Origin of the sequence: Agrobacterium sp. DE0009, assembly GCF_007680755.1 — a bacterium.
Lineage (GTDB): Bacteria > Pseudomonadota > Alphaproteobacteria > Rhizobiales > Rhizobiaceae > Agrobacterium > Agrobacterium tumefaciens_B.
The window spans coordinates 62,591-84,104 of the sequence record NZ_VEIU01000009.1; the positions used below are offsets into that span (position 1 = coordinate 62,591).

The 21,514-nt window shown below is 57.1% G+C and carries 17 protein-coding genes and 4 pseudogenes; 6 read left to right on the top strand and 15 right to left on the bottom strand.

The window, feature by feature from the left end:
- Positions 1-30 precede the first annotated feature (30 nt).
- Positions 31-2,934, top strand: coding sequence for a hypothetical protein (locus tag FS804_RS22135; RefSeq protein WP_144578962.1), 2,904 nt, complete (start codon positions 31-33; stop codon positions 2,932-2,934).
- Between the two features lie 215 nt (positions 2,935-3,149).
- Here FS804_RS22135 and FS804_RS22140 read toward each other — a convergent pair whose 3' ends face one another.
- The 3 genes and pseudogenes from FS804_RS22140 to FS804_RS22150 form a co-directional block, all read right to left on the bottom strand.
- Entirely contained in the window at positions 3,150-4,400 is a 1,251-nt protein-coding gene (locus FS804_RS22140) for an ATP-binding protein (protein WP_144578963.1), read from the bottom strand.
- Between the two features lie 420 nt (positions 4,401-4,820).
- Positions 4,821-5,260 (bottom strand): annotated as a pseudogene (locus FS804_RS22145) (DDE-type integrase/transposase/recombinase); the annotation flags it as partial.
- Positions 5,234-5,456, bottom strand: a pseudogene (locus tag FS804_RS22150) (transposase); the annotation flags it as partial. The pseudogenes FS804_RS22145 and FS804_RS22150, both read right to left, overlap by 27 nt.
- A gap of 16 nt (positions 5,457-5,472) precedes the next feature.
- Between FS804_RS22150 and FS804_RS22155 the strand changes: the two are divergent.
- A pseudogene (locus tag FS804_RS22155) lies at positions 5,473-6,351 on the top strand (tyrosine-type recombinase/integrase).
- 15 nt (positions 6,352-6,366) lie between these two features.
- Here FS804_RS22155 and FS804_RS22160 read toward each other — a convergent pair.
- Together FS804_RS22160 and FS804_RS22165 are read right to left on the bottom strand one after the other, a co-directional pair.
- Positions 6,367-6,780 carry a type II toxin-antitoxin system VapC family toxin gene (locus FS804_RS22160; RefSeq protein ID WP_144578964.1) on the bottom strand — a complete coding sequence of 138 codons (414 nt, stop codon included), beginning with the start codon at positions 6,778-6,780 and terminating at the stop codon, positions 6,367-6,369.
- Complete coding sequence (locus tag FS804_RS22165) at positions 6,777-7,025, bottom strand: type II toxin-antitoxin system VapB family antitoxin (RefSeq protein WP_144578965.1); 249 nt, start codon at positions 7,023-7,025, stop codon at positions 6,777-6,779. Before FS804_RS22165 ends, FS804_RS22160 begins: the two co-directional genes overlap by 4 nt.
- A gap of 418 nt (positions 7,026-7,443) precedes the next feature.
- Between FS804_RS22165 and FS804_RS22170 the strand changes: the two are divergent.
- A pseudogene (locus FS804_RS22170) lies at positions 7,444-8,002 on the top strand (IS6 family transposase); the annotation flags it as partial.
- A gap of 123 nt (positions 8,003-8,125) precedes the next feature.
- Here the strand turns inward: FS804_RS22170 and FS804_RS22175 are convergent.
- Positions 8,126-9,055, bottom strand: coding sequence for a helix-turn-helix domain-containing protein (locus FS804_RS22175; RefSeq protein WP_144578966.1), 930 nt, complete (start codon positions 9,053-9,055; stop codon positions 8,126-8,128).
- A 772-nt stretch (positions 9,056-9,827) separates the two neighbouring features.
- On the opposite strand from FS804_RS22175, the gene FS804_RS22180 reads away from it, so the two are divergent.
- Genes FS804_RS22180 through FS804_RS22190 form a run of 3 tightly spaced genes read left to right on the top strand, consistent with a single transcriptional unit; the run spans position 9,828 to position 12,651 of the window.
- Positions 9,828-10,838: an ABC transporter substrate-binding protein gene (locus FS804_RS22180; RefSeq protein ID WP_210244458.1), complete on the top strand. Its 1,011-nt coding sequence runs from the start codon at positions 9,828-9,830 to the stop codon at positions 10,836-10,838.
- Between the two features lie 53 nt (positions 10,839-10,891).
- On the top strand, positions 10,892-11,893 hold the full coding sequence (locus FS804_RS22185) for an iron ABC transporter permease (protein ID WP_144579031.1): 1,002 nt from the start codon (positions 10,892-10,894) through the stop codon (positions 11,891-11,893).
- Positions 11,890-12,651, top strand: a complete 762-nt coding sequence (locus FS804_RS22190) for an ABC transporter ATP-binding protein (RefSeq protein WP_144578968.1) — start codon at positions 11,890-11,892, stop codon at positions 12,649-12,651. Before FS804_RS22185 ends, FS804_RS22190 begins: the two co-directional genes overlap by 4 nt.
- Positions 12,652-12,855: 204 nt before the next feature.
- On the opposite strand, the gene FS804_RS22195 is transcribed toward FS804_RS22190, so the two are convergent.
- The 9 genes from FS804_RS22195 to FS804_RS22235 form a co-directional block, all read right to left on the bottom strand.
- The gene (locus tag FS804_RS22195) at positions 12,856-14,193 is read right to left on the bottom strand and encodes an MATE family efflux transporter (RefSeq protein WP_144578969.1); all 1,338 of its coding nucleotides are present in this window, start codon (positions 14,191-14,193) and stop codon (positions 12,856-12,858) included.
- Positions 14,194-14,772 (bottom strand): peroxidase-related enzyme, encoded by a 579-nt coding sequence (locus FS804_RS22200; protein ID WP_144578970.1) that lies wholly within the window; start codon positions 14,770-14,772, stop codon positions 14,194-14,196.
- Position 14,773: 1 nt separating this feature from the next.
- Positions 14,774-15,280, bottom strand: a complete 507-nt coding sequence (locus FS804_RS22205) for a CMD domain-containing protein (RefSeq protein WP_144578971.1) — start codon at positions 15,278-15,280, stop codon at positions 14,774-14,776.
- A gap of 6 nt (positions 15,281-15,286) precedes the next feature.
- Positions 15,287-15,880, bottom strand: coding sequence for a 2-hydroxychromene-2-carboxylate isomerase (locus FS804_RS22210; RefSeq protein WP_144578972.1), 594 nt, complete (start codon positions 15,878-15,880; stop codon positions 15,287-15,289).
- Positions 15,881-15,890: 10 nt separating this feature from the next.
- Entirely contained in the window at positions 15,891-17,372 is a 1,482-nt protein-coding gene (locus tag FS804_RS22215; protein ID WP_144578973.1) for an NAD(P)-binding domain-containing protein, read from the bottom strand.
- 53 nt (positions 17,373-17,425) lie between these two features.
- Positions 17,426-18,496, bottom strand: coding sequence for an ABC transporter ATP-binding protein (locus tag FS804_RS22220; protein ID WP_144578974.1), 1,071 nt, complete (start codon positions 18,494-18,496; stop codon positions 17,426-17,428).
- Positions 18,497-18,499: 3 nt separating this feature from the next.
- The gene (locus FS804_RS22225; protein ID WP_063947601.1) at positions 18,500-19,291 is read right to left on the bottom strand and encodes an ABC transporter permease; all 792 of its coding nucleotides are present in this window, start codon (positions 19,289-19,291) and stop codon (positions 18,500-18,502) included.
- Positions 19,292-19,300: 9 nt separating this feature from the next.
- Entirely contained in the window at positions 19,301-20,284 is a 984-nt protein-coding gene (locus FS804_RS22230; RefSeq protein ID WP_144578975.1) for an ABC transporter permease, read from the bottom strand.
- A 79-nt stretch (positions 20,285-20,363) separates the two neighbouring features.
- Positions 20,364-21,464, bottom strand: coding sequence for an extracellular solute-binding protein (locus tag FS804_RS22235; RefSeq protein WP_144578976.1), 1,101 nt, complete (start codon positions 21,462-21,464; stop codon positions 20,364-20,366).
- Between the last annotated feature and the right edge of the window lie 50 nt (positions 21,465-21,514).

The window sequence follows — 21,514 nt, forward strand, 5'->3', positions numbered from 1 at the left end:
CATCTCCAGTAGGGGATCGGGGATATTTTCGTGCGTAGAGTTGCAATATTAAGTTGCTGCGTTTTCGTTTTGCATGGCTTGATCGGAGGAACCGCGAGCGCCGCACCTGAGGGCAGAGCCGGCATCAAGCTCACCGCGGGTCTGACGATCGTCCAGCCGGCATCCTTGCCCACTCCCAACCCAACGATGATCTGGCTGGTAGTTTCTAGTCGGCCCACGTTTGACGAAGCCGCTGCCGTCGCGCAGACTTTTGCCGCAACTCTTGGCCCGGTGCTTATAACGCGTTCGCGTAACGGCTCATTTGCCATCGTAACGGGGACCCTGTTCAAGGACAAAGCCAAGCCCAACCTTCAGACATTGAAGGATCTTAGACTTGTTCCGCAGGATGCGTTTTTAAGTGCTGGCGAGGGCTTTGGATCGATCTTGTTTCACAGCTACACAGCGGGAACGTCTACTGACGTGATGACGCAGACCACTCTGGTTTCTTCCGTGAGACGTCTGCAAATCGCCTTGACGCGTTTGAAGTTCTATACTGGTTCGACCGATGGTCTTGTCGGACCTGGGACGGTTAAGGCATTTGCAGCATATACCGCTGCATTTGGAGCGCCCACTGGGGACTATCTCGATGACTACGCACTTAACCTAATCGAACAAAGTGCGCAGGATGGGTTTCGCTCAGTGACAGAACGTCAAGTGGCCCAGAGTATGGGTTTTGAAGACGGCGAAACATATGCTCAAGCCGTTAAGGGAGGGTTCAAATCTCCACAGATGATGCTCGTTGCGAAGCAGCGCGGGTTCCAGACAAACGTCGATTTCGAGGCGGCGTCACGATCAGGATTTGAAACGGCGGAGGAATACGGGAAAGCGAGAGCCGGTGGGTTCGAGACCGCAGATGAGTATCGAGCAGCTTCGCGATTTAGTTTCGATACACGCACCGAATATGTAGCCTTTCGATCATCAGGATTTGCTGACAAGGCCACCTTCAAGAGCGCGCAGGAAAAGGGTTTCGCAGATAAGACTTCTTATGAGCGAGCCGTCGCAGCAGAATTGAGAGCTGCTCGCTTGAAAGCCGGTATTCTGCTTGATGATGCCCAAGTTTTCATCAGGCTCAACCCACAAATCCCGAACCTTATACAAGTCGCCGACAAGGCCTCTATCCTGGGTGTTACGCTACCGACTGGAAACACGTCAAATCTTGAACAGGCATCGTCTGACCTCGAGGCCATTTTGATCCCGTTAGTCGGCTACAGGGACTTTGTTGTGGCTAGAGATAAGGAGCGCGCTGACGACCGTCAGAAGCAGGTTCTGGCGCATCAAAAGGCGCTTGAGGCGACGCGTGCATCGCTGACAAAATGGGTCGCAGGAAACATTTCTTCCCCAAAACTCCCGCAAGTCGTTAAAGAATTAAAAACTTCTGCCGATGCCGTCATCTCGGATGACCTTGAGGTCCTCGAAAACGCAAGACAGTCACTCGGAACATTGATTTCCAGAACCGGGTTGGCGACAGAACTTGCCGGATACCAGGCTGCGGGTGCAGGGGGGCCCGAAGTTATTCAGAACAACTCGAACGCACCTTTTGCAGTCACGCCATTAAACGCGGTGCTCTTGAGTGGCGCGGGGGGTGACGTAGTTTCGTTTTTTAATGCGTCCGCTGATGCACCATCACTCGTTCGCACTTTAAACGGAGGCCTTTCATTCTCGAAAGATTACGCGGCTGTATGCTTGATCGGCCTTGACGAAACACCCTCGCTTAGACGTGGTCTACGAGACATCCTCGCGCCAATGGGTGCGACAGTTGTAAAGATAAGCTCGTGCGACAGCCGGAGTCCAGAACGGGTGGACGTGATTATTGCAAAAAGAAAGGCATTCCTCGAGGCGCAACCAAGTTTCGCCGTGGCATTTCTGGATGCACTTGAGGCTAAGAAACTTCGCGTGTTCGATGCGATTGACTACAAAAAGCTAGCAGAACGAGAAGAGAAGGAAATCTCTCTCGTCACCGCAGTGACGTCTGGAGTCGAAGCAGGATCTCGAAGTGGATTTGGCGCTTTTGAAATTGCTTCTGAGAAGGGCGACCTATGCGTCGTAGTCGCGGACACAGTTGATGTTCATGAAGAAATGCTGAAAGAGGTCACTGCGCTCGTCGAGACGACGAAGCCTCTGAGGGTAATAAGTGACAAAACTTTGGAACAAGTTTACCCTATGATACTGCGTGATGAATGCCGTGTGGTGTATGGAGCCTCCAGCTCCTTGCAGCAGCTGGCGCAAGCTATGAAGCGTGATGAAAAGGCTGGCATTTTCCTCCCGATTTGGATTGAGAGCGATAAGGTTGCACAGTCTGCCGCCAGAGTAGCAGCCAGCAAACTCGAAACAGTGAAGCAGCAGGAAGCTGAAAGACTTGCAGCTCACGAAGCGGAGCGCTTGTCCGATATTCGGAGACAAGAGGAGCAGTCACGCCGAGGCGTCGTTGAAGCTGAACTCCAAAAGGTCAACGGCCCAGCGGCGAATTCGCGGCTGACGAAGTTTACAAGTTTCCTCAAAGCGTCGCTGACATCCGATGGCGGGTTAGCTGCATTACAGACGAATTCGCCTACTTATCGGGAATTTACTGACTGGCTCAATGCGCAGAAGAGAGATGGCTGGGAACTCGGGAACGTCGACACGTCCGTTGACGATTTTGGTAGCGTAAATTGGAAAGATCGGAAACTGGATGCGTTGGTGACTCGAGTTGCATTGAAATTTAAGAGCCGGGAACGTGGAGAGTACCGAACGGAGTGCGTTTTGTTCGGTATTGTGCTGGATGATGAATTCGAAATGGAGCGGGATCCATTGCACGCGCTATGCGCGAACGAGGTCGCCAAAATCAATACTTGGAAGTCTGGGCACAGTTTTGAAAGTCGCTGGAGGGCGGCAAATCGTGATTTCGCAACGCCATAGGGTGCTCGTATAAACTATGCCTGTGGCTGAGTATCCTATTAGAAAGACCATGCCTCGCGGGCATCTTCCGTCAGAGTAGATTATCTGCTGGTCCTCGAACTCTACGAACGACAGAACCGACCCGCGAAACACCGGCGACTTCGCGTCGGAAAGGGTATTCACTATTTTCGGCGTCTTCGCCTTGAAGGGAATCGAACTTAAATCCTGCCCTTACTTTAATCGCACCAGAGACAAGATAGCGGTATCGCCGCAAGATTATCACCAAATGGCAGGATCTTGTCGCCGTCGTACAGCACCCAGCCTGCCTTAAAGTTGCGTCCGGTGGCCACGGCTACTTTGCGTAAGCCTTTGAAATCTGCTGCGGTCACCGTTGCCGCGGCCTTGACTTCAAGTCCAACCATATTGCCAGCTTCGTCTTCGAGAAGGATATCTACTTCGTCCTGATCCTTATCCCGATAGTGATGGCAGGTTGATCGGACTTCGCTCCAGGTCGCAAGCCGGAGGATCTCGGCAGCGACAAACGTTTCCAGCAATGAACCAAATAGTCCTCGGTCACTTGAAATTCGATCGATCGTCATTCCGACAAACGAAGCTAAGAGCCCGCTATCGAGAAACAGGAGCTTTGGTGTCTTAACAAGACGCTTCAAAGGGTTTCGAAACCAGGGCTCGATGCGACGAACTAGGAACAGCTGTTCGAAGAGTCCGATATATCGCCGGGCGGTCTTGTCATCGATGCCGACCTGGCCGGCCAATTGGGTGAAATTGAGCAACTGTCCCGAATGATGCGCGAGCGCCCGCAGAAGCTGCGGCATTTGGTCCAGGCGTTCGACGTCGGCAATTTCGCGCACATCTCGTTCAACGATGGCTCGTATGTATTCTCTAGCCCATGCGGATCGACGGCGGGGATCGCCACGACCGACCATCTCAGGATATCCGCCGATGAGCACTCGCTCCATCAGGTCGTTTCCGACCGTTGGATTGCGAGGCGCTATGACCGTTCCGGCAAAAGCGGAATCGAGGAAGTTCGACTGGTTGCGTCGAATTTCGGACTGAGCTAGGGGCAACAAGGTAACGACTTCCATCCGCCCGGCCAAACTATCGGAAATCGTCGGGAGTGCGAGAATGTTTGCTGAGCCGGTTAACAAAAATCGCCCAGGCCGCCGATCGTTGTCTACAGCCTGTTTTATGGCACGCAGCAACTCCGGTGCACGCTGCACCTCGTCTATGATGGCGGTATCAATCTGACGAACGAAGCCTACTGGATCGGTCTTTGCTGATAGTAAGGTCGTTTCGTCATCTAACGTGAAATACGGACGATCTGTCTGGAGCAGGGTTCGAGCCAACGTCGTCTTGCCACACTGCCGCGGTCCGTTCACAAGTACGACTGGCGTATCTTTGAGCGCGACCCTAATTCGCTCGGCTGCGCCTCTCGGATAAAGGAGGTCAGAAGGACTTTCCCCTTTCAATCTATTTTTCCTCCTGATCGCTACCAAATTCTAGGACTGCCGATGCGTTCAGGTCGGAGTTTACATGCGTCCAATTCGGATTGCAACTTCGTCCAATCCGGAACTTACTGCCGTCCGTTTCGGAAACTTGATGGGGACGAGCCAGCTATCGAGAAGAGTGAGCGGAGGCGTGTTGGAGTGAGGATTCAAATCGTATTGCTCTTGATGGGCTCCGAACCGTTGGGGCGCAGCGACTTCCCTAAGGTGTTGGTTTGTAATTCATTTCATCAACTGCTGCGATCACGCGTTGTCGAGGGGCGATGGTCACGCGTGCTGCTCCTGCCGCGGGATGCAAGATCAATTGGAAAGGCCGAACGCGGTCCTGCAATCGTGTGGCATCCCGCTGTCATACAAACACATGCGCTTCAGGTTGACGTCTGGCTAAGCCCGTCTGACCTCGAAGCCGTTGATCGTCGCATAGGCTATCTTGAGCGTCTTCAATCCTCCCTGGTCTGATCAACTGTTTCAGCTTGCCATGATCAGCATCAACAGCATTGTTCAAATATTTGATCTGCCGGTGCACAAGGTCTCCAGGACATTTGCCATCGGCCTTCAATTGTGATGGCAACGCCATATGTAGGAGCTTTGTCGATGTTAATTGTCGTTGGCTTTTCCCAGTCTTTCGAGCCGTTCAAGGCTTCGCCGAGAAAGCGCTTGGCCGCTTTGGCATTGTGCGTCGGGCCGAATTTGTCGACGGCCCGATGCAGGCACCTTCATTTTTCGCGGAACTTCACATAGGTTTCGTCGACGCGCCAACTAGCTGACTGCCGTCTGCGTCTGCGCCAGTGCCAGCGCAGACGCTTTTCGATCTCATGAGCGTACTTCGAACCCAGCGGTTTCTCCTCGGAATTGCCGATTACTTGCTCGTCAGAATCCACGGCCACCGCACCTCCCTCGCTCAGGAACCTACTCCAGCGATAAAGAAGAGCTGGCACAACTCCTTGTCGCCGAGCCGCAGAGGAAACGGTCTCCCCTTGGGCATCTATCCTCAATGATCTGCAGTTTGCGTTCCGTTGTCTAGCGTCACCGCCGGATGTCACTGATCATCAGATCAACCTGTCGAAACTCGTTACACACGAGGGCCAACACGCTTCGGGCACTGACGTCCGATCTGGCCTATCTCGAAGCCTGGGGCCTAGCAGCGGCAGGCAAATCTCTGCCGTGGCCGGCGACCGAAGCGCTGCTCCCAAAATTCGTGGCGCATCATCTCTGGGATCCGGAGAAGCGAGCGATCGACCCCTGCCCTCAAATCCGCCATTCGTCTGGCCGTGCGCGCCATTCCGCGAGCCCGAGCGCGCAAGAGCGCAAAAGCAGTTACAGCCGATGTTCTGACGAAGCTGCTGGCGACCTGCGCCTCCGACAGCTTGCGCGACCTACGCGACAAGGCAATCCTGATGGTCACCTCTGCCTCTGGCGGCAGCCGGCGCAGCGAAATCGTCGGGCTTCGTGTGGAGGAGCTGACTATCGAGCCGCCCATCGAGATGCGAGGCGGTCCTCCCCTCCCCTCTCCTGCAATTCATCTTGGGCCGACGAAAACCGTGACTGGCGAGCAGGACAATACCGTCTATCTGACCGGGCGGCCGGTGGAGGCGCTGAAAGTCTGGATGGCGGTCGCAAAAATCGGCAAGGGAAGCGAGTTTCTTGGGATCGGGAAATGGGGCAACGTTTCGAAACGGGCGCTCGATCCGCAGTCGGTCAATGCCATCACCAAGCAGCGGGCGGAAATGGCTGGATTGGACGCGGGAGAGTTTTCGGCGCATGGACTACGGTCTGGCTATCTGACGGAAGCGGTAAACCGAGGCATTCCCCTCCCGAGGCGCTGGAGCAATCACGGCATCGGTCGGTTCAGCAGGCGTCTTGCTATTACAACAGTGCTACACCCAGAAGCGGGCGAGCGACACGATTGTTGTAGGAGCGGGTCTCACTGTCAGAATTGCCAGGGCGAGATCAATTCGAGCCCCGTTGTCTCGAAGTCTTTAAGGTTTCGGGTTGCCAACCGGCCACCATTGATCCGCGCTATCGCCGCGATCATGCCGTCCGGAACCGACATCCCCCTCCCCTGCCGCGCAGCGTCTCCCATGATATCGCCATAGGCCAATGCAGCTTCTTCAGTAAAGGCAAACATCTTGTCAGAGAAACGGCGGCGCCAACTCAAAAGTCCCTCGTCCAAGCGATCGGCGCGCTGATCCGGCCTGATCTTTTGAATACCAAAAGCGATTTCAGCAACCGCAATCGTCGGCAATGCCAATTCGGCATCATGACGAACCAGCCATGCTATTACAGCCGAATCGGGAGCTTTCTTCAAAGTCTCCGATATCACATTCGTGTCGAGAAAAATCAAAGCTCGACGCCTTTGTGAGGACGTCTGTTCTCATCTATGATGCTATCGAGATCGATATCCGTACCCGACTGCGATGAAAGACGGCCGTAAAATTTCGCAGCGGGTTCACGCCCTGCCTCACGAGCCTCATAGGTTTCGAGCGCGCGCTCGACGATATCGGCGATCGTGCGATTTTCTCGGCGGGCGAGCTTATGAGCAAGGTCGCGAGCTTTGGAACTGCGGACAGATAGTTGGGGGGTTACCATGGATTACTCCTTTTCAAGACCCACTGTACCCTCAAACCTTCTCGCCATCAAGATGGCACATGCCATCCTGATGGCTATTCGGTGCTTCACCCATGGTTTCGTGTGTTTTGCCATACTGCATGGTACCGTCCGCGTGCAGACCGTCACATCTCTTCTCCACAACGCCCCTCTAAGCGGTTCCCGCCGTAGACGGCCATAACGCGTATGATAATCGTTAGGTTGTTATTCCATCGACCGCCGCATTTCGAACCTCATGACCTTGAACTTGGGTTATAGACCCGCTTGCAGCGGCTCATCTTCTTGTGGGCTCCTTTTGCACAAAGGACCCGAAAGGCGGACGAGAAGACATGGCAAAGCGGCAAGTCGCCAATCTCATCACCAGTCCGAAAACGTCCTAATGGCTGTGTGATGCTAGGCCATGACACTCCGTGATCCGCTCTATCGCCGCCATCGTTTTCCCGCTGAAATCATACCCGCGCGGTGTGGCTCTATTTCCGCTTCCCTCTCAGCCTGCGGATGGTCGAGGATTTGCTAGCTGCCCGTGGAGTCGTTGTCTCGCATCAATTGGTCCGGCTGTCGGCGGAGAAGTTCGGGCGGACCTTTGCAATGAGGTCCGTCGCCGATCATCCGGCCGGCTCGGCGACAAGTGGCATCTCGATGAGGCCGTCGTTTCGATCCGTGGCAAGAAGCACTGGCTCTGGCGCGCTGTGGATCAGGACGGTTTCGTCCTGGAGGTGTTGGTGCAAAGCCGCCGCAATGCCAAGGCGGCAAAGCGCCTGACGCGCAAGCTGTTGAAGTGCTAGGTACGATCGCCGCGGGGGATGGTCACCGACAAGCTTTGTTCTTACGACGCAGCAAAGCGGGAGGTCATACCCGGGATCGAGCATCGCTCCCACAAGGGACTGAACGATCAGGCGGAAAATTCCCATCAGCCGATCCCACGACGAGAGCGGATAATGAAGAGCTTCAAGTCATCGCGACACCTATCCGCTGACACGGACCGAATGCATACAGCAATGCACCCGGCCGGCATTCATAGTTCTTGTTTGAGATTCATAGTTTGCGGCACGATGCTGACAGCGGTCCAAGCGCTCGGGGCGTCACCTTCCGATCTGACCGATCCAGTGGCTCCAGGCCGTTTGCGGTTCTCCGACACGTGGCCCTTGTGAAAGAGCGAGAGCCAGCCCCCTTGCCTCCCTCGGCGTCATCCCGAACAGACGGCGAAAAGCACGACTGAAGTTTTCCGGATTCGGAAAGCCGTGCTTGTCGGCGATCGTCGCAATAGGTACATGGCGGGTCTCAAGCGCCCGCAAGGCAGCATGCGCTCTACGGAGTCGCCGCTCTTGCACATAATGGACAAAGCCCCCCGTCGACTCGAACATCCTATAAAGGCTACGACGAGATAATCCAAAAGTGGCGGCGACAACCTGTGCGTCCAGATCGGAGTCAAGAAGATTGGCTTCGACATACCGGCGCACACTGGCGAAAAGCGCGAAATTGAGCGATGCCGTCTTTTCCTCATCGACTTGGCCGCTTATCGCGACCGCAACCAGATCGAGCAAGGGGCGAAGAACGGCTTCTGCGGTCTCCACAGGCATGTCTACCAGATTTTGGAAATAGCTCGCCATCGTGTCGCGCAACAGCGCCATGATCGGCAACCCAGCCGGCACTACGCGTTCATGGCATTCGTCAGGTGCCTTTAGCAAGGGAGCCAGCATGCGGCGTGGAACGATGAGACTGAGATGAGAATGATCCGTGACGCTTGTTGCAATCGGCTGAGCCATGTCAAGAACGTAAAGATCGCCAGGACGGGCGGCATGCCGGCCCTGGCGATCTTCACTCGTCCCGTCGGTGTAAAACTGCAGGATATAGCCATCCATGCCGTCGCGTGCAATTTTTCGGCGAGATCGATCAAAAAGCTGTGCCCAGCTTCTCATGAAGCCGACGGCGACCTCTCCGACGAGGTAAGCATCTACGGATGCGAAAAAACCTTCTTCGACCGATTGCCGCGGGCGCGAGTCGAAAATCACGGAAATCTGATCGTGCCACAAGCTGAGCGCAATAGGTGCCGGAAAAAGTCAGGAGTCAAAATGAGATGAAAGCAAAGACATAAGGCTATTATCCGTCGTCGAATGATTAAAAATTTTTTGGGGTGGAAAAAATGGAGTATTCGGCTGTTTGCAGGTTTGATTTAAGCTGCTTTGGTTTGACGGTTCAAGCGGTGCTGTTTGATAGTGTCGGGCTTAATCCTTTCGCCTCCGAACAGGATGCCGTGGCCGCGTCCGAAATGGATGTCGGCCGGGGTGGGATTGTCGAGGCTCACTTGGAGACCGCAAGCGATCTGTGCTTCTAGGTCATCCTGAACGACATAATCTTGCGACAGTGCGATTCTGCAGCATCTGATGCCAGCGCTTGATCCTGCGTTTGCGCATGGCCGCGAGTCCGGTGAACTCGGACGATCCAGTGTTTCTCCAACCATTCGCCGAGATCGAGGGCGACAGAACAGTTGGTTTCCACGCAGAAAACGAGTCCTGAGCCTAGGTCCGTGCTGGCGGCGGCATTGACGGTGAGTTCAGCGCAACCAGCCCGCCGCTTCTGCTTGCGATGCGCCCCCCATGAACAACGAGAAAGTCGGTTCAACGCCGAATGATCGTCATCGCTCGCGCGGGTATCGCCAAGAATATTTGGCTTTTCTGAAACGAAAAAGATGAGAATTATAATCTTGTTTTTCTCATTGCCGACGATTACAGAATGCCGAAACTTGGTCGAGGCCGCAGAAGGATGAGCGAGACGATGAACAGGATGCTTACACGTGCTGGTATTTGCGCAATTTTTGGCATGCTGGCTGCGCCCACTTTAGCTGCGTCTACAACCTATCCACTGACGATTGAAAACTGCGGCGCGAAAGTTACGTTCGAAAAGGCGCCGGAGCGCGCCGTCGGGCTCGGGCAGAACAGCGCGGAGATCATGCTGCTTCTCGGTCTCGAGGACAAAATGGTCGGAACAGCTTTTTGGCCAAACAAGGTTCTTCCGCAACTTGCTGAAGCCAATGCGAAGGTCAAGGTTCTAACCGTCGAGTTCCCAACGTTCGAGGCCATTCTGGCGCAAAATCCGGATTTCGTGGCGGCCGCGCTGCCAAGCCTGCTCGGCCCCTTGAGCAAGGTCGCCAAGCGGGAAGATTTCGACAAGATCGGCGTGCCGAGCTACATCTCGCCAAGCACCTGCGTTGCGGATGGCGCCGCCAAGGACAAATTCGGTTACGGCGACCGGTCGAAACTCTGGACCATGGACGGCCTGTATCAGGAAATCAACGAACTCGCACAGATATTCAACGTGGCCGACCGCGGGGACGCGCTGATCGCCGACCTGAAGAAGCGCGAGGCTGCGCTGCGTGCCGATGCACCAAAGGACGGGAAGAAGCTGTCCTACGTCTTCTGGTTCTCCAGCCCCTCTCCGTCCGCCGATGCTTATCTTGGCGGCAAGAACAGTGCATCCGGCTTTATCGCCGATGTGCTCGGTGGAACGAACGCCATTACGTCAGAGGCAGAATCGCCTGCTCTTGGATGGGAGAGCATCATCGCCAGCAATCCGGACGTCATCGTTGTCGCACAGGTTGATCGCAACCGATGGGACCTCGATAAGTCCGAGGCCAAGATCAAATTCCTGAAGAGCGATCCGGGCACGAGCCAGATGCAGGCGGTGAAGAACAATGCGATCGTCGTCATGGATGGTCAGGCCATGAACCCGACGGTGCGCACGATCTATGGCGCCGAGCAGATCGCTCAGCAACTTAAGACGCTTGGTCTGAAGTGACAACGCAGACCGGCCTCACATCGTCAGGCAACCACGCGAAACGGGTCCCCGCCATGGTGGGGATCGCGCTTGGTTCGCTTGTTGCCATCGCGCTTGCGGTCGGCATCAGCGTGGGAATTGGCGACATGCCAATCCCCCTGTCGACGACATATGCGGCCATCACCAACAAGCTGGGCTGGACGACGGTCGAGCTCAACCGGATTCATGAGACCGTGATCTGGGAGTATCGGCTGAGCCGGGCTTTGGTCGCGGTCTTCTGCGGCGCGGGGCTGGCGCTGTGTGGCGCCATCATGCAAGCGCTGTTGCGCAACCCGCTGGCCGAGCCATACGTGCTTGGCATTTCCGCCGGCGCATCGACCGGCGCCGTCGCAGTCGTCATCCTCGGCATTGGCGCCGGTGCCTTCTCGCTTTCAGCCGGGGCTTTCGCTGGCGCTTTTGCGGCATTTGTGTTTGTCGCGCTGCTGTCGAGCGGCGCGCGCGGCGGAGCAGACCGAACGATCCTCGCGGGTGTCGCCACGTCGCAACTTTTCAACGCGGCAACTTCCTATATTGTGACCACCTCTGGAGATGCCCAGCAGGCACGCGACGTCATGTTCTGGCTTCTGGGCAGTTTCGGCGGTGTCCGCTGGCCGGAATTTGCCCTTGTTTCGGTCGTGGTCGGCTTGGGCCTGGTTGTGTGCCTCTTTTACTCCCGCGTTCTTGATGCCTTCGCCTTTGGTGATGAGGCCGCTTCGTCCCTTGGTATCGATGTTGGGCGCACCCGGGTCATTCTCTTTGCACTGACCGCGATCATGACGGCGACGATCGTCAGCATGGTTGGCACGATCGGCTTTGTGGGTCTTGTCGTTCCGCATGCTGCCCGCTTCGTTGTAGGCCCCCTTCACGCGAGGCTCCTGCCGGCCTGTGCGGTTACAGGCGCGGTTTTCATGGTTCTGGCGGACATTGCGTCGCGCACCCTGGTCCCGCAACAGGTCCTGCCTATCGGTGTGGTCACAGCCCTGGTGGGCGTCCCCTTCTTCTCGGTCATTCTCTACAAGCTGCAGCGAGCATCATGAGCATAAAGGCCAACAATCTGGTCTGGAAGGTCGGTTCCAAGACGATCGTCAACGACGTGTCGCTCATTGCCAGGCCTGGTGAAATGCTGGGACTGCTCGGGCCAAACGGCTCGGGCAAGACATCCCTGCTTCGCCTCCTTGCCGGGCTCAATCGCCCTTTTTCGGGACAGATCACACTTGACGGACAGGATCTCGGCAGGATCCGGAGAAAATCGATCGCGCAACGCGTGGCGTTCATAGAGCAGCACGCCACCACCAACGCCAATCTCAAGGTCGTGGATGTCGTCAAGCTTGGCCGCTTCCCGCATCGATCGATGTTTTCCGGCTGGACCAGCGACGACGAGGCGGCAGTCAACCGTGCGCTCGATCGCACGGAACTGACCGGCAAACGGAACGACGCCTGGCAGAGCCTGTCCGGCGGCGAGAAACAGCGCACTCACCTTGCCCGAGCGCTTGCCCAGGCGCCGACAGAACTCATCCTTGATGAACCCACCAACCATCTCGACGTTCATCACCAGATCAGCCTTCTGCGCCTCGTCTCCGAGCTCGCCGTCACCAGCATCATTGCGCTGCACGACCTGAACCATGCGGCAATGTTTTGCGACCGGCTGCTCGTCATGCAGACTGGAAAAGTCGTCGCCGCGGGCACCCCCGAAGATGTGCTGACCCGCGAGATGCTCCGCGACGTCTTCTCCGTAGACGCCCACGTCTCTCCCTCCCCCTACCATGGAAAGCCACACATTCATTTTGTGCGGTGATCGCCGCCTTCGATGTGACGGGAAGGTTCCATCGTAGCAATCGTAACACTCTATCACGATGACGAGACCGGATTGCTTTATGATCCCGGGCCGTCGCGCCTGCGCAGATCACCCTGAGCAATATCTTCAGATGTCGTGGGCGATACCTCTATTGCGATCATTGCCTAAAGGCTGATTGCCAATTGAAAGCCTTCCGCCACATCTTTACCGGAACGTCGCCGCCGCTAGCTTCGGAAGCATGAAACGAAAGGCGATGCTTCGAGCGCCCTGGAACAACAGCAGGGAAATCCATAGGCCATCGTTGCCATAAAGCGGCTGAAGGACCGCCCAGGCGGCGAAATAGATGATCAGGGATGCCACCATGAGGTTGCGCATCTGGCGGGACCATGTGGAACCGATATAGACGCCGTCCATCTGAAAGGCGATGATGCCGACGACAGGCAGAACCACAACGTAGATCAGATAGCTGTCAGCCAGCCTCGCGACGGCATCGGTAGGCGCAGTCAGCGTGATGACCCAATCCCCGCCAGCCAGGAATGCCAAGGAAACAAGCGCTGCGAAAATGACACCCCAAAGTGTCGTCAGTTTGATCGTGCGATCGAAGGCGGGTCGATAACGTGCGCCGACGGCGCGGCCGGCAAGTTGTTCTGCCGCTGTAGCGACACCATCGAGGAAGGCGACGCCGAAGAAATAGAACCGCAACAGAATAGTGTTGGCGGCAAGGACGTCGATCCCGAGAAAGCCGCTCTGGCGTGTAAAAAAAGACAGGCCGATCAGCAACGCGAAGGAGCGGATCATCATATCGCCATTGACCGCGAAAGATCGTCTGATCGCAGGTATGTCCGGGAGCCGCCAGGCCGAGCGATCGGTCTTGGCGAGGATCAAAACTGCGCCGGCCCCAGCGGTCACGGCTTCTGCAACCAGTGTAGCGATCGCGACACCTTCCACTCCCCAACCGAGCCCTATGACCCAGTGCATGCTGAGGGCGGCATTCAGGCCATTCAGCAGTGTCTGGAGGATCATGCTCCACATAGCCTCACCGCGGCCAATGAGCCAGCCGAAGGCGACAAAATTGAAAAGAACGAAGGGGGCCGACCAGATCCGCCAGTGGAAGTAGGTCGTGGCGGCTTCCGCGACAATCCCTTCTGCGCCCATAACGCTCATGCCGAGCACGCCGATCGGACCCTGGAGCAGCAGCAGCAAGAGACCGGCTACCAGTGCGATGATAAGGCCACTCAGCAACATGCGCTGTTCAGCCACCCGGTCGCCGGCGCCCATTGCCTGTGCCGTAAAGCCGGTTGTGGCACCACGCAGGAAATTGAAGGTCACGAAGATGACGTCGAAGATCACGGAGGCCAGCGCCACACCCCCCACCAGCGCCTCGTTTCGCATATGCGCGATGACGCCCGTCGCCACCAGACCGACTAGCGGCGTCGACAGATACGCGATCATCATCGGTATCGCGATTTTGAGGACGTCGCGGTGCGCGACGCTGAAAGGGCGGACGACTGCCTCGGTCCCCGTAATTGCCGTTGCCTTCACTTATTCTTTCCGATGTGGTTCACCCAGCGTATGCATCAGCCGGTTCGCCCAGCCGAAGATGGCGATGGAATGGATAAGGTCGAGAATTTCAAGATCATCCAGGCCCATTTCCCGCAAGTGATAAAATTGATAGACCCCCACATTGTCTGGATGTGCGGTCAGATCGACACCGAAATTGAACAGCGCCTGCTCGAAATCAGGGAGGTCGGCTTCCAGCCCGTTCTCGTATATCTCGTCCACGACCTCTGGCCGTTTCTCAAGCTGAATATAACGGTTGGCGTGAACCGCGGCGCAGTAGATGCAGTGATTGACGAAGGACGCCGCCAGCGCGCCGATCTCGCGCCCACCGCGTGACAATCCGCCTTCACTATACATGATATCGTTGAAGAGCGGGGTGCGCTCGTTTAGCGCCTCCGCCTCATTGGCGAGCACCAGAACATAGGCGGATACCTTCGTATTTGAAGGGGTGACTTTCAGGGCCGACAATTGCGCGGGCGTCGCCGTCGCGAGATCGACAGGCTTGACGTAGGGACGCCAGTCAAGCGCATCGAGGGTGAATTCATGGAAAGGCTGTGACATATCAATTGTCCCTCATCATCTTGAGGCCGGCGACGACCAGCACCTGATAATTCACATAGGCAATAAGGCCGGCGAGCGTGACAATATCGCGGTCGTCGAGACCGACGGCGTAGAGTCTCTCTATATTTTCCCGGGTCGCATTCTTCGGCGTAAGGGTCACGAGATCAACGTGGTTCAGGATCGCTTGCAAACGGGAATCCGCTTGCTGAAGGACCGATGACGGATCGGCGACTGATGCGTGGTCGGAGCCTCCCTCCTCCTCGGCAAGCCGCTCAATGTAGTGCGCATTGAGTTCTTTCGCCTTCCATAAAGCGGACATACGCGCGGCAAGTGCCGCCCGCAAGGCGTAGGAAAAGTTGCGCGGTTCTGCCGGCCGCAAAGCTGCAAGATAGCTGGTCTGTGTCAGGTGTTTGAGCTTCGAACGTCGCTCGCGGAGTTTCAGCAGATCGGAGCTTTCATCAAGGCCGAGGACGCGATCGATCACGTCTTCTGAAGGTGCTGCTGTCATTGTTTTTCAATCCTCGGAAAGAGCGTCATCCAGAAAGGTCAGGCGGTCCTGCCCCCAATAGAGCGTGTCGCGATAAACCCAGGTGGGGGTTCCAAAGACACCACGCGACTGGGCTTCGGCGTGGCTGTCGTGCCAGGCAGCCATGATCTCCGGCATGTCTTCGAGCGCTTGAAGTGAGCGGCCGTCAAGACCAAGACTGTTAACCACCTCAATACGAACCTCCGGATCAGTGACGTCCTTTTCCTCCGCCCATAGGGCTCGCAGAAGCGCGTGACTGAGTTCCAGTGCAGGCAGGCCCTGTCTGTCGGCCGCAATCACCATACGCGCCGAAAACTCGTTGTTGGTGGGATAATATCTGGGCTTCAGCACCAGCGGCATACCCAGACGCTTGCGCCAGCGCTCCAGTTCCACAGCGTGGTAGTCCTGCCGCGGCTGAGGTCTGGAACGAAGGGGAACACCACCGTTTTCGGTGACGATGCGGGTGGGGCGGATGACGACATCAAGATCGTACTTTTCGATCAGCGCCTTGAACTGCGGCCAGCCCAGATAGGCCCAGGGCGAACTGAGCGCGTGGTAATAATAAACGGTTCTTTTGCTCATCGCCTTAACCTCAGGCTGTTTTCTGCATGGTGGGGTCGGCATCCGCATCGGTCCATTCGGACCCATCAAGTTCGGGCTTTTCGTAAGCCTTCAGCGCTTCCCAGTGATGATCGATGTCGGCAATGAACAGGGAAGCGGCGATACCCCGCGCGAGCCAGAGCGCACCTTCGCTGATGGCCGGAATGTCTCCGCTGACTTTGCCCAGACTGACCGATGAGCCGTAATTGAAACAATGGATGTGCCGCAACCAAGGGGCGGCACCCGCCTCTTTCTCGGTGAAGGAGAAGTCGTCTTGCAGCCAGGGGAAACGCCCAAGACCCGGGTTTTCCTCACCTGCTGGCGGTGTATAGCGGTCCTCCCAGCAGGCGATCTGCCCGTTGAACATGTCGAGTTCGGGACGACTGACGGGGTCGATTGAGAATCCCGTTCCCAAAATCACGAAATCGGTCCGGAAGACGCGGCCGTTGATTGTCGTGATGACGACCTCGCCGCCCTCTTCTTTCATCGATTGGATACCGCAGTCGAAATGGAAATAGGCGTTGGGATGTCGGCTCACCCTCAGCGTTGAATTGTGGGGCGCGGGGGTCTGCTGCTTGACGGAATAATCCATGAGACGCCAGCGCCACTCAGGGTCAATTTTCGCGAAGCCGGCGGTGACCCCGTACGATCCGATGCCCATCAACTTGTTGATGGTCGGCATTGTCTTGCGTCTGGCAAGGAGACGCACCTCACCGGCCCCCTGCTCGAGCACTTCGGCTGCATTGTCCACAGCGGACGCGCCTACCCCGATGACAACGACTCGTTTTCCCTTCAGACGCTGAAAATCAATCATGTCGGCGGAATGCGCCCAGCTGACGTGGCGCTGCATGCCCTTCACAAAATCCGGGATCGTCGGTTCTCCAAGGCCATCGCGCCCCGTTGCCATCACCAGTTTCCGGGTGACGATCGGGGCAGCCCTCCCACCCTCGATCTCCAGCTCCAGAAGCCCATCGGGCCGTGGGACGACGCGGGTGACGTGGATATTGTTTTCAACCGGGATTTCCATCACCTGCCGGTACCAGCCCAGGTATTCCATCCACATCGGTCGCGGAATGCGGAAGAGTTCTTCCCAGGCCTCTTCGCCAAAGCGGGCCGTGTACCACGCCCGGAAGGTGAGCGACGCCATACCGAGCGCTGGCCCGAGCAAGTTCTTGGGCGAGCGCAGGGTTTCCATGCGTGCATATGTCACCCAGGGCCCCTCCTCGCCTTTTGCGGCCCGGTCCACGATCCGGATATTGGCAATCCCTGCCCGTGTCAGGGCATGCCAGGCAACGAGGCCGCACATGCCGCCGCCGATGATCACGACGTCACTGGCGCGCTGGCCCTCTGAGGTAGAGACCGGTTTCGACCAGTTTGCTGCGGGATAGTTGAGGTAGGACAGATCCTGTCTCACCCGCGCGTTGAGCGCAGCTAGTCTCTGCTGCCCGGTCTGGTCTTGCTGTTCGAAAGTCATCAGGTGGTCTCCTGAAATATAGTGTTGTCCATCGGCACCGACGGGCATGTGGATTAATCGGCCAGCACCACGGCGTCGCGATCGCGCCAACCCACCCAGACCGTCTCGCCTTCGAGATGCGAGAGCGCCACCGGATCGAGCTGGGCCGACAGGAGGGCGCCGTTATCCAGACGGACAGTCAACGTCGTGTGCGCGCCCTTGAACACACGCCGCTCGATCTGGCCCTTGAGGGCAAAACGATCACTGGGCTGCTCGGGCAGACAGAACAGAGCCTCCGGACGCAGCGCAATCGTAACGCGGCTGCCAATGGCGTGATGATGGCCGTTAAGATCGGCCCGGATCAGACTGCCCTGCCATTCAATTGTTGCAACATCGCCCTCGGCAGACACCAATCGGCCCTCGAGAAAGTTGCTCTGACCGATGAAGTCGGCGACGAAGCGGCTGCGGGGGCGTGCATAGAGATCATCAGGCGCTCCCATCTGCTCGATCCGCCCCTTGTTCATCACCACCACGACGTCCGACATCGTCAGCGCTTCCTCCTGGTCATGGGTGACGAAGATGAAGGTTTTGCCGGTTGTCTGCTGGATCGACTTCAACTCGATCTGCATCTCATGACGTAGCTTGGCGTCGAGTGCCGATAGCGGCTCGTCGAGCAACAAGACATTCGGGTCCGGTGCCAGCGCTCGCATAAGGGCCACGCGCTGGCGCTGACCGCCCGACAGTTGCTCAGGCATACGCCCGGCAAAATCCTGCAGCTTGACGAGACCGAGGAGTTCCATGACACGCCGGTGGATGGACGCCGAATCCAGCCCCTTCAATTCAAGTCCGAAAGCAATATTGCGCTGGACTGACAGGTGCGGAAACAGGGCATAGTCTTGAAAGACGATATTGACGTTGCGCCTATTGGGCGGCAGATGCGAGATCGGCTGTCCGTCGAGGTAGATCTCGCCGGAGGACGGCGTTTCGAACCCGCCCAGCATTCTCAGTGTCGTGGATTTGCCGCAACCGGAGGGGCCAAGCAGGGTAACGAATTGGCCCGGCGCGACCGCCAGGTCCAGATCGTCGACAGCGAGAGAAGCGCCGTAAGACTTGTTGACGTTTTTAAAATGAACAACCGGCTGCATAACTCAGCTCCTCGAACGGCGGGTGAAGTGCTCGGCATAGAGGCCGATGGCGGCGGTGACGATGAGGACGATGGTCGCCATCGCATTGATCTCTGGCGACATGCCGCCCTGGACTTTGGCGAAGATGAGCATCGGTAGCGTCGGCTTGTATCCGCCCAGGAAGAAGGTGCGCACGAAGTCGTCGATACTGGTCAGAACGCAGAAGATCATGCCGCCAATCAGGGCCGGCAGGATGTAGGGGACCGTGACGCGCATGAAGGCGATAAACGCGTCCGCACCGAGATCTCGTGCCGCATCAACGAGATTGGCAGGCATGGAACGCAGGCGCGTCAGCACCATGATTACCACAAACGGTACCGCGTGGACGGTATGGGAGAGGATAATCGCGAAGGTGCCCGTGGGGATATCAACCATCCGGATGAATATCCGCATCGAGATGGCGTTGATCAGGCCGGGAACGACGGCAGGCAGGCAGGCGAGCGCAAAGAGAATGGCCTTGCCGCGGATGCCTTCGGTTGAAATCAGCAGGGCAATCCACACACCGATGACGGTCGCTCCGATCGTGGTGGCAAACGCTATTCCGACCGAATAAAGCGAGGCTTCGATGAACTGCTTGTCCTGAAGTACCTTGCCATACCAGTCCAGGGTCCAGTTGCTGATCGGGAAGGCGATGAAGTTTGCGTCCTTGAAGCTCATTGCCATCATCAGCGCCAGCGGCAAAAGCAGGTAGATAACGAAAATGGCATAACAGGCGCCAAGTGCCGTCTTCGGAAGGTCGTTTAAGGGGGACCGCATCGTCATCTCCTACATCAGCCGGACAGAGCGACCGCCAACGACGCGCATGAAGAGACCTACCGTTGTCAGCGATACGGCGAGCATCAGCATGGCGAAGGCAGCTCCCTCAGGCCATTTGTCGTTGGAAGAGTGGAAAAGCGTCGCGATTACCTCCGGGAAGATGACGGCGTTCGGCCCGCCGAGCAGAAGCGGAGCGGCGAAGACGCCGACGGCCGTGAGGTAGACCAGGCTGCATCCGGACACGATACCGTCTTTCGACAGCGGCAGGATAACGAGGCGGAAACGTTGGAAAGGGCTTGCGCCAAGATCAGCAGCGGCGTGCACGAGCTGTACCGGGATCTTTTCTATGGCTGAGTAGAGTGGGAGCAGCATGTAGAGCGCGAGGAGGTAGATGACGCCAAAGCTCAGCGAGAAGGACGTGTAGAGCATCGGGATGGGCCGATCGATAAGGCCGATCTCGCGCAACAGAACGTTGACGGCTCCGCGATTGGCCAGCAGCATGATGACGGAGAAGGTACGGATCAGTTCTCCGGCCCAGAACGGGATGAGCAGGAGCAGCAGCGCGCGCGTACGCTGTTTCGGCTGGAGCACCTTTGCCACGTAATAGGCAACCGGATAAACGATCACCAGGGTCGACACGGTAACGACGGCCGCAAATACGAGGCTGCGTATGAAGGGCAGTACATAAATCGAATCCGAGAAGAACAGGGCATAGTTGGCGAGCGTATAGCGCGTGGCCTCGTTCGGTTGGGGCGGATAGTTGTCCGTGAAGCTGATATTGGCCATTTGCAGGATCGGCCCGACATGCAGGAAGAAAAGCCATATCACGGGTATCCCGGCAAGGAGTGCGAGTCGCGCGGGGCGACTGTCTGCCAGCCGACCTATGGTGGTTCGGTAGAGGGCTGATCCTGTAACCTTGCCAATCCATCCGGAATAATGCGCCGGGGCTGGCGCGCCTTCCTCTCGCAATTCAGTCATTGTCGTGTTCACCATGATCGTTCCCAGCTCTGGACAAGCTTTTTATTGGGGGTTGCGAACCCGGCGCCGGTCGGGTTCGCATCGCATCGATAATTCAGGCTGCCTTGATTTCGGCGGCTGCCTTGTCGATCATCGCGTTCTTCATGGCACGGTTGACCGAGCTGAAGAACTTGATGCGCTCCATCTGGTCCTGTGGAAGCGCCATGGCGGCCCGTTCGCGGTCGTTGAGCAGCTTGTCGACACCATCAAAGGCCGAGGCAAAGCCGGACTGGCGAACCATGGCAGCCCCGATTTCCGGCGAGGCGAGAATGGCGTCCAGGAAAGCATAGGCAGCGTCCGCATTCGGACCGTTCTTCACCACGTTGAAGGAATAGAGGAACCCGTAGGTGCCTTCCTTCGGAACGGACAGCTCGATGGGGTGACCGTCCATGATCAGCTTGGACGTCGGACCGGACCATGCCTGCGCGACGTAGATGTCCTCGTTCAGGAACATCTGCTGAACCTCGGAGCCCGCATCATAGTATTTGCGGACCTTGTCCTTTTGGCTGATCAGGAAGTCACGCGCCTTGTTGGTGGCTTCCTGGGCGATGGCTTCCTTGCCCTCGTAGGTAACGTAATCGCCGTCATTGCCTTGATAGAGCATGGTCAGCGAAAGGAAGTCCGAGATGATGTAAGATGTCAGCCCTTTGTATTCGTCGTCGAACATCATACCCCAGCTGTCGGAAGGCTTGGTGTATTCCGTGTTACGGGCCAGACCTTCAAAGCCCGCCAGAAGCGGAACGCCGTAGGTGGAGCCGTTGATGGTGAGCTGCGGTGCGCCCTTGTAGGCGGCCGCCAACTTGTCCCAATTCTTCAGTCTGCTGGTATCAAGCGGCGAAAGCAGGTTGGAACCGATGAACTGGGAGAGCCGGTGCCCGGTTACCGTCACGATATCGGTCGACGGCGTGGCGCCTTCGGCCGTCAGAATGTTATATTGCTTGCCCTGATCGTCCGTCAGACGGATGCGGATCTCGATCCCCGTGTCCTTCTGAAACTGGTCGATGAAAGACTGCGGAACGAACTTGTCATAGGTCGTGATATTGACGACCTTGCCCTGCGCGTGGGCGGAGCGCATCAGGCTGGGGGCCGCCAGGATACCGGAGCCGGCAGCGAGCAGTTTGAGGGTAGAACGGCGGGTCGCTTTAAACTCTTTCATGGCACTCTCCTTTGTTTTTTTTGATCGGGTCGACGGGGCAGAAAATTCTG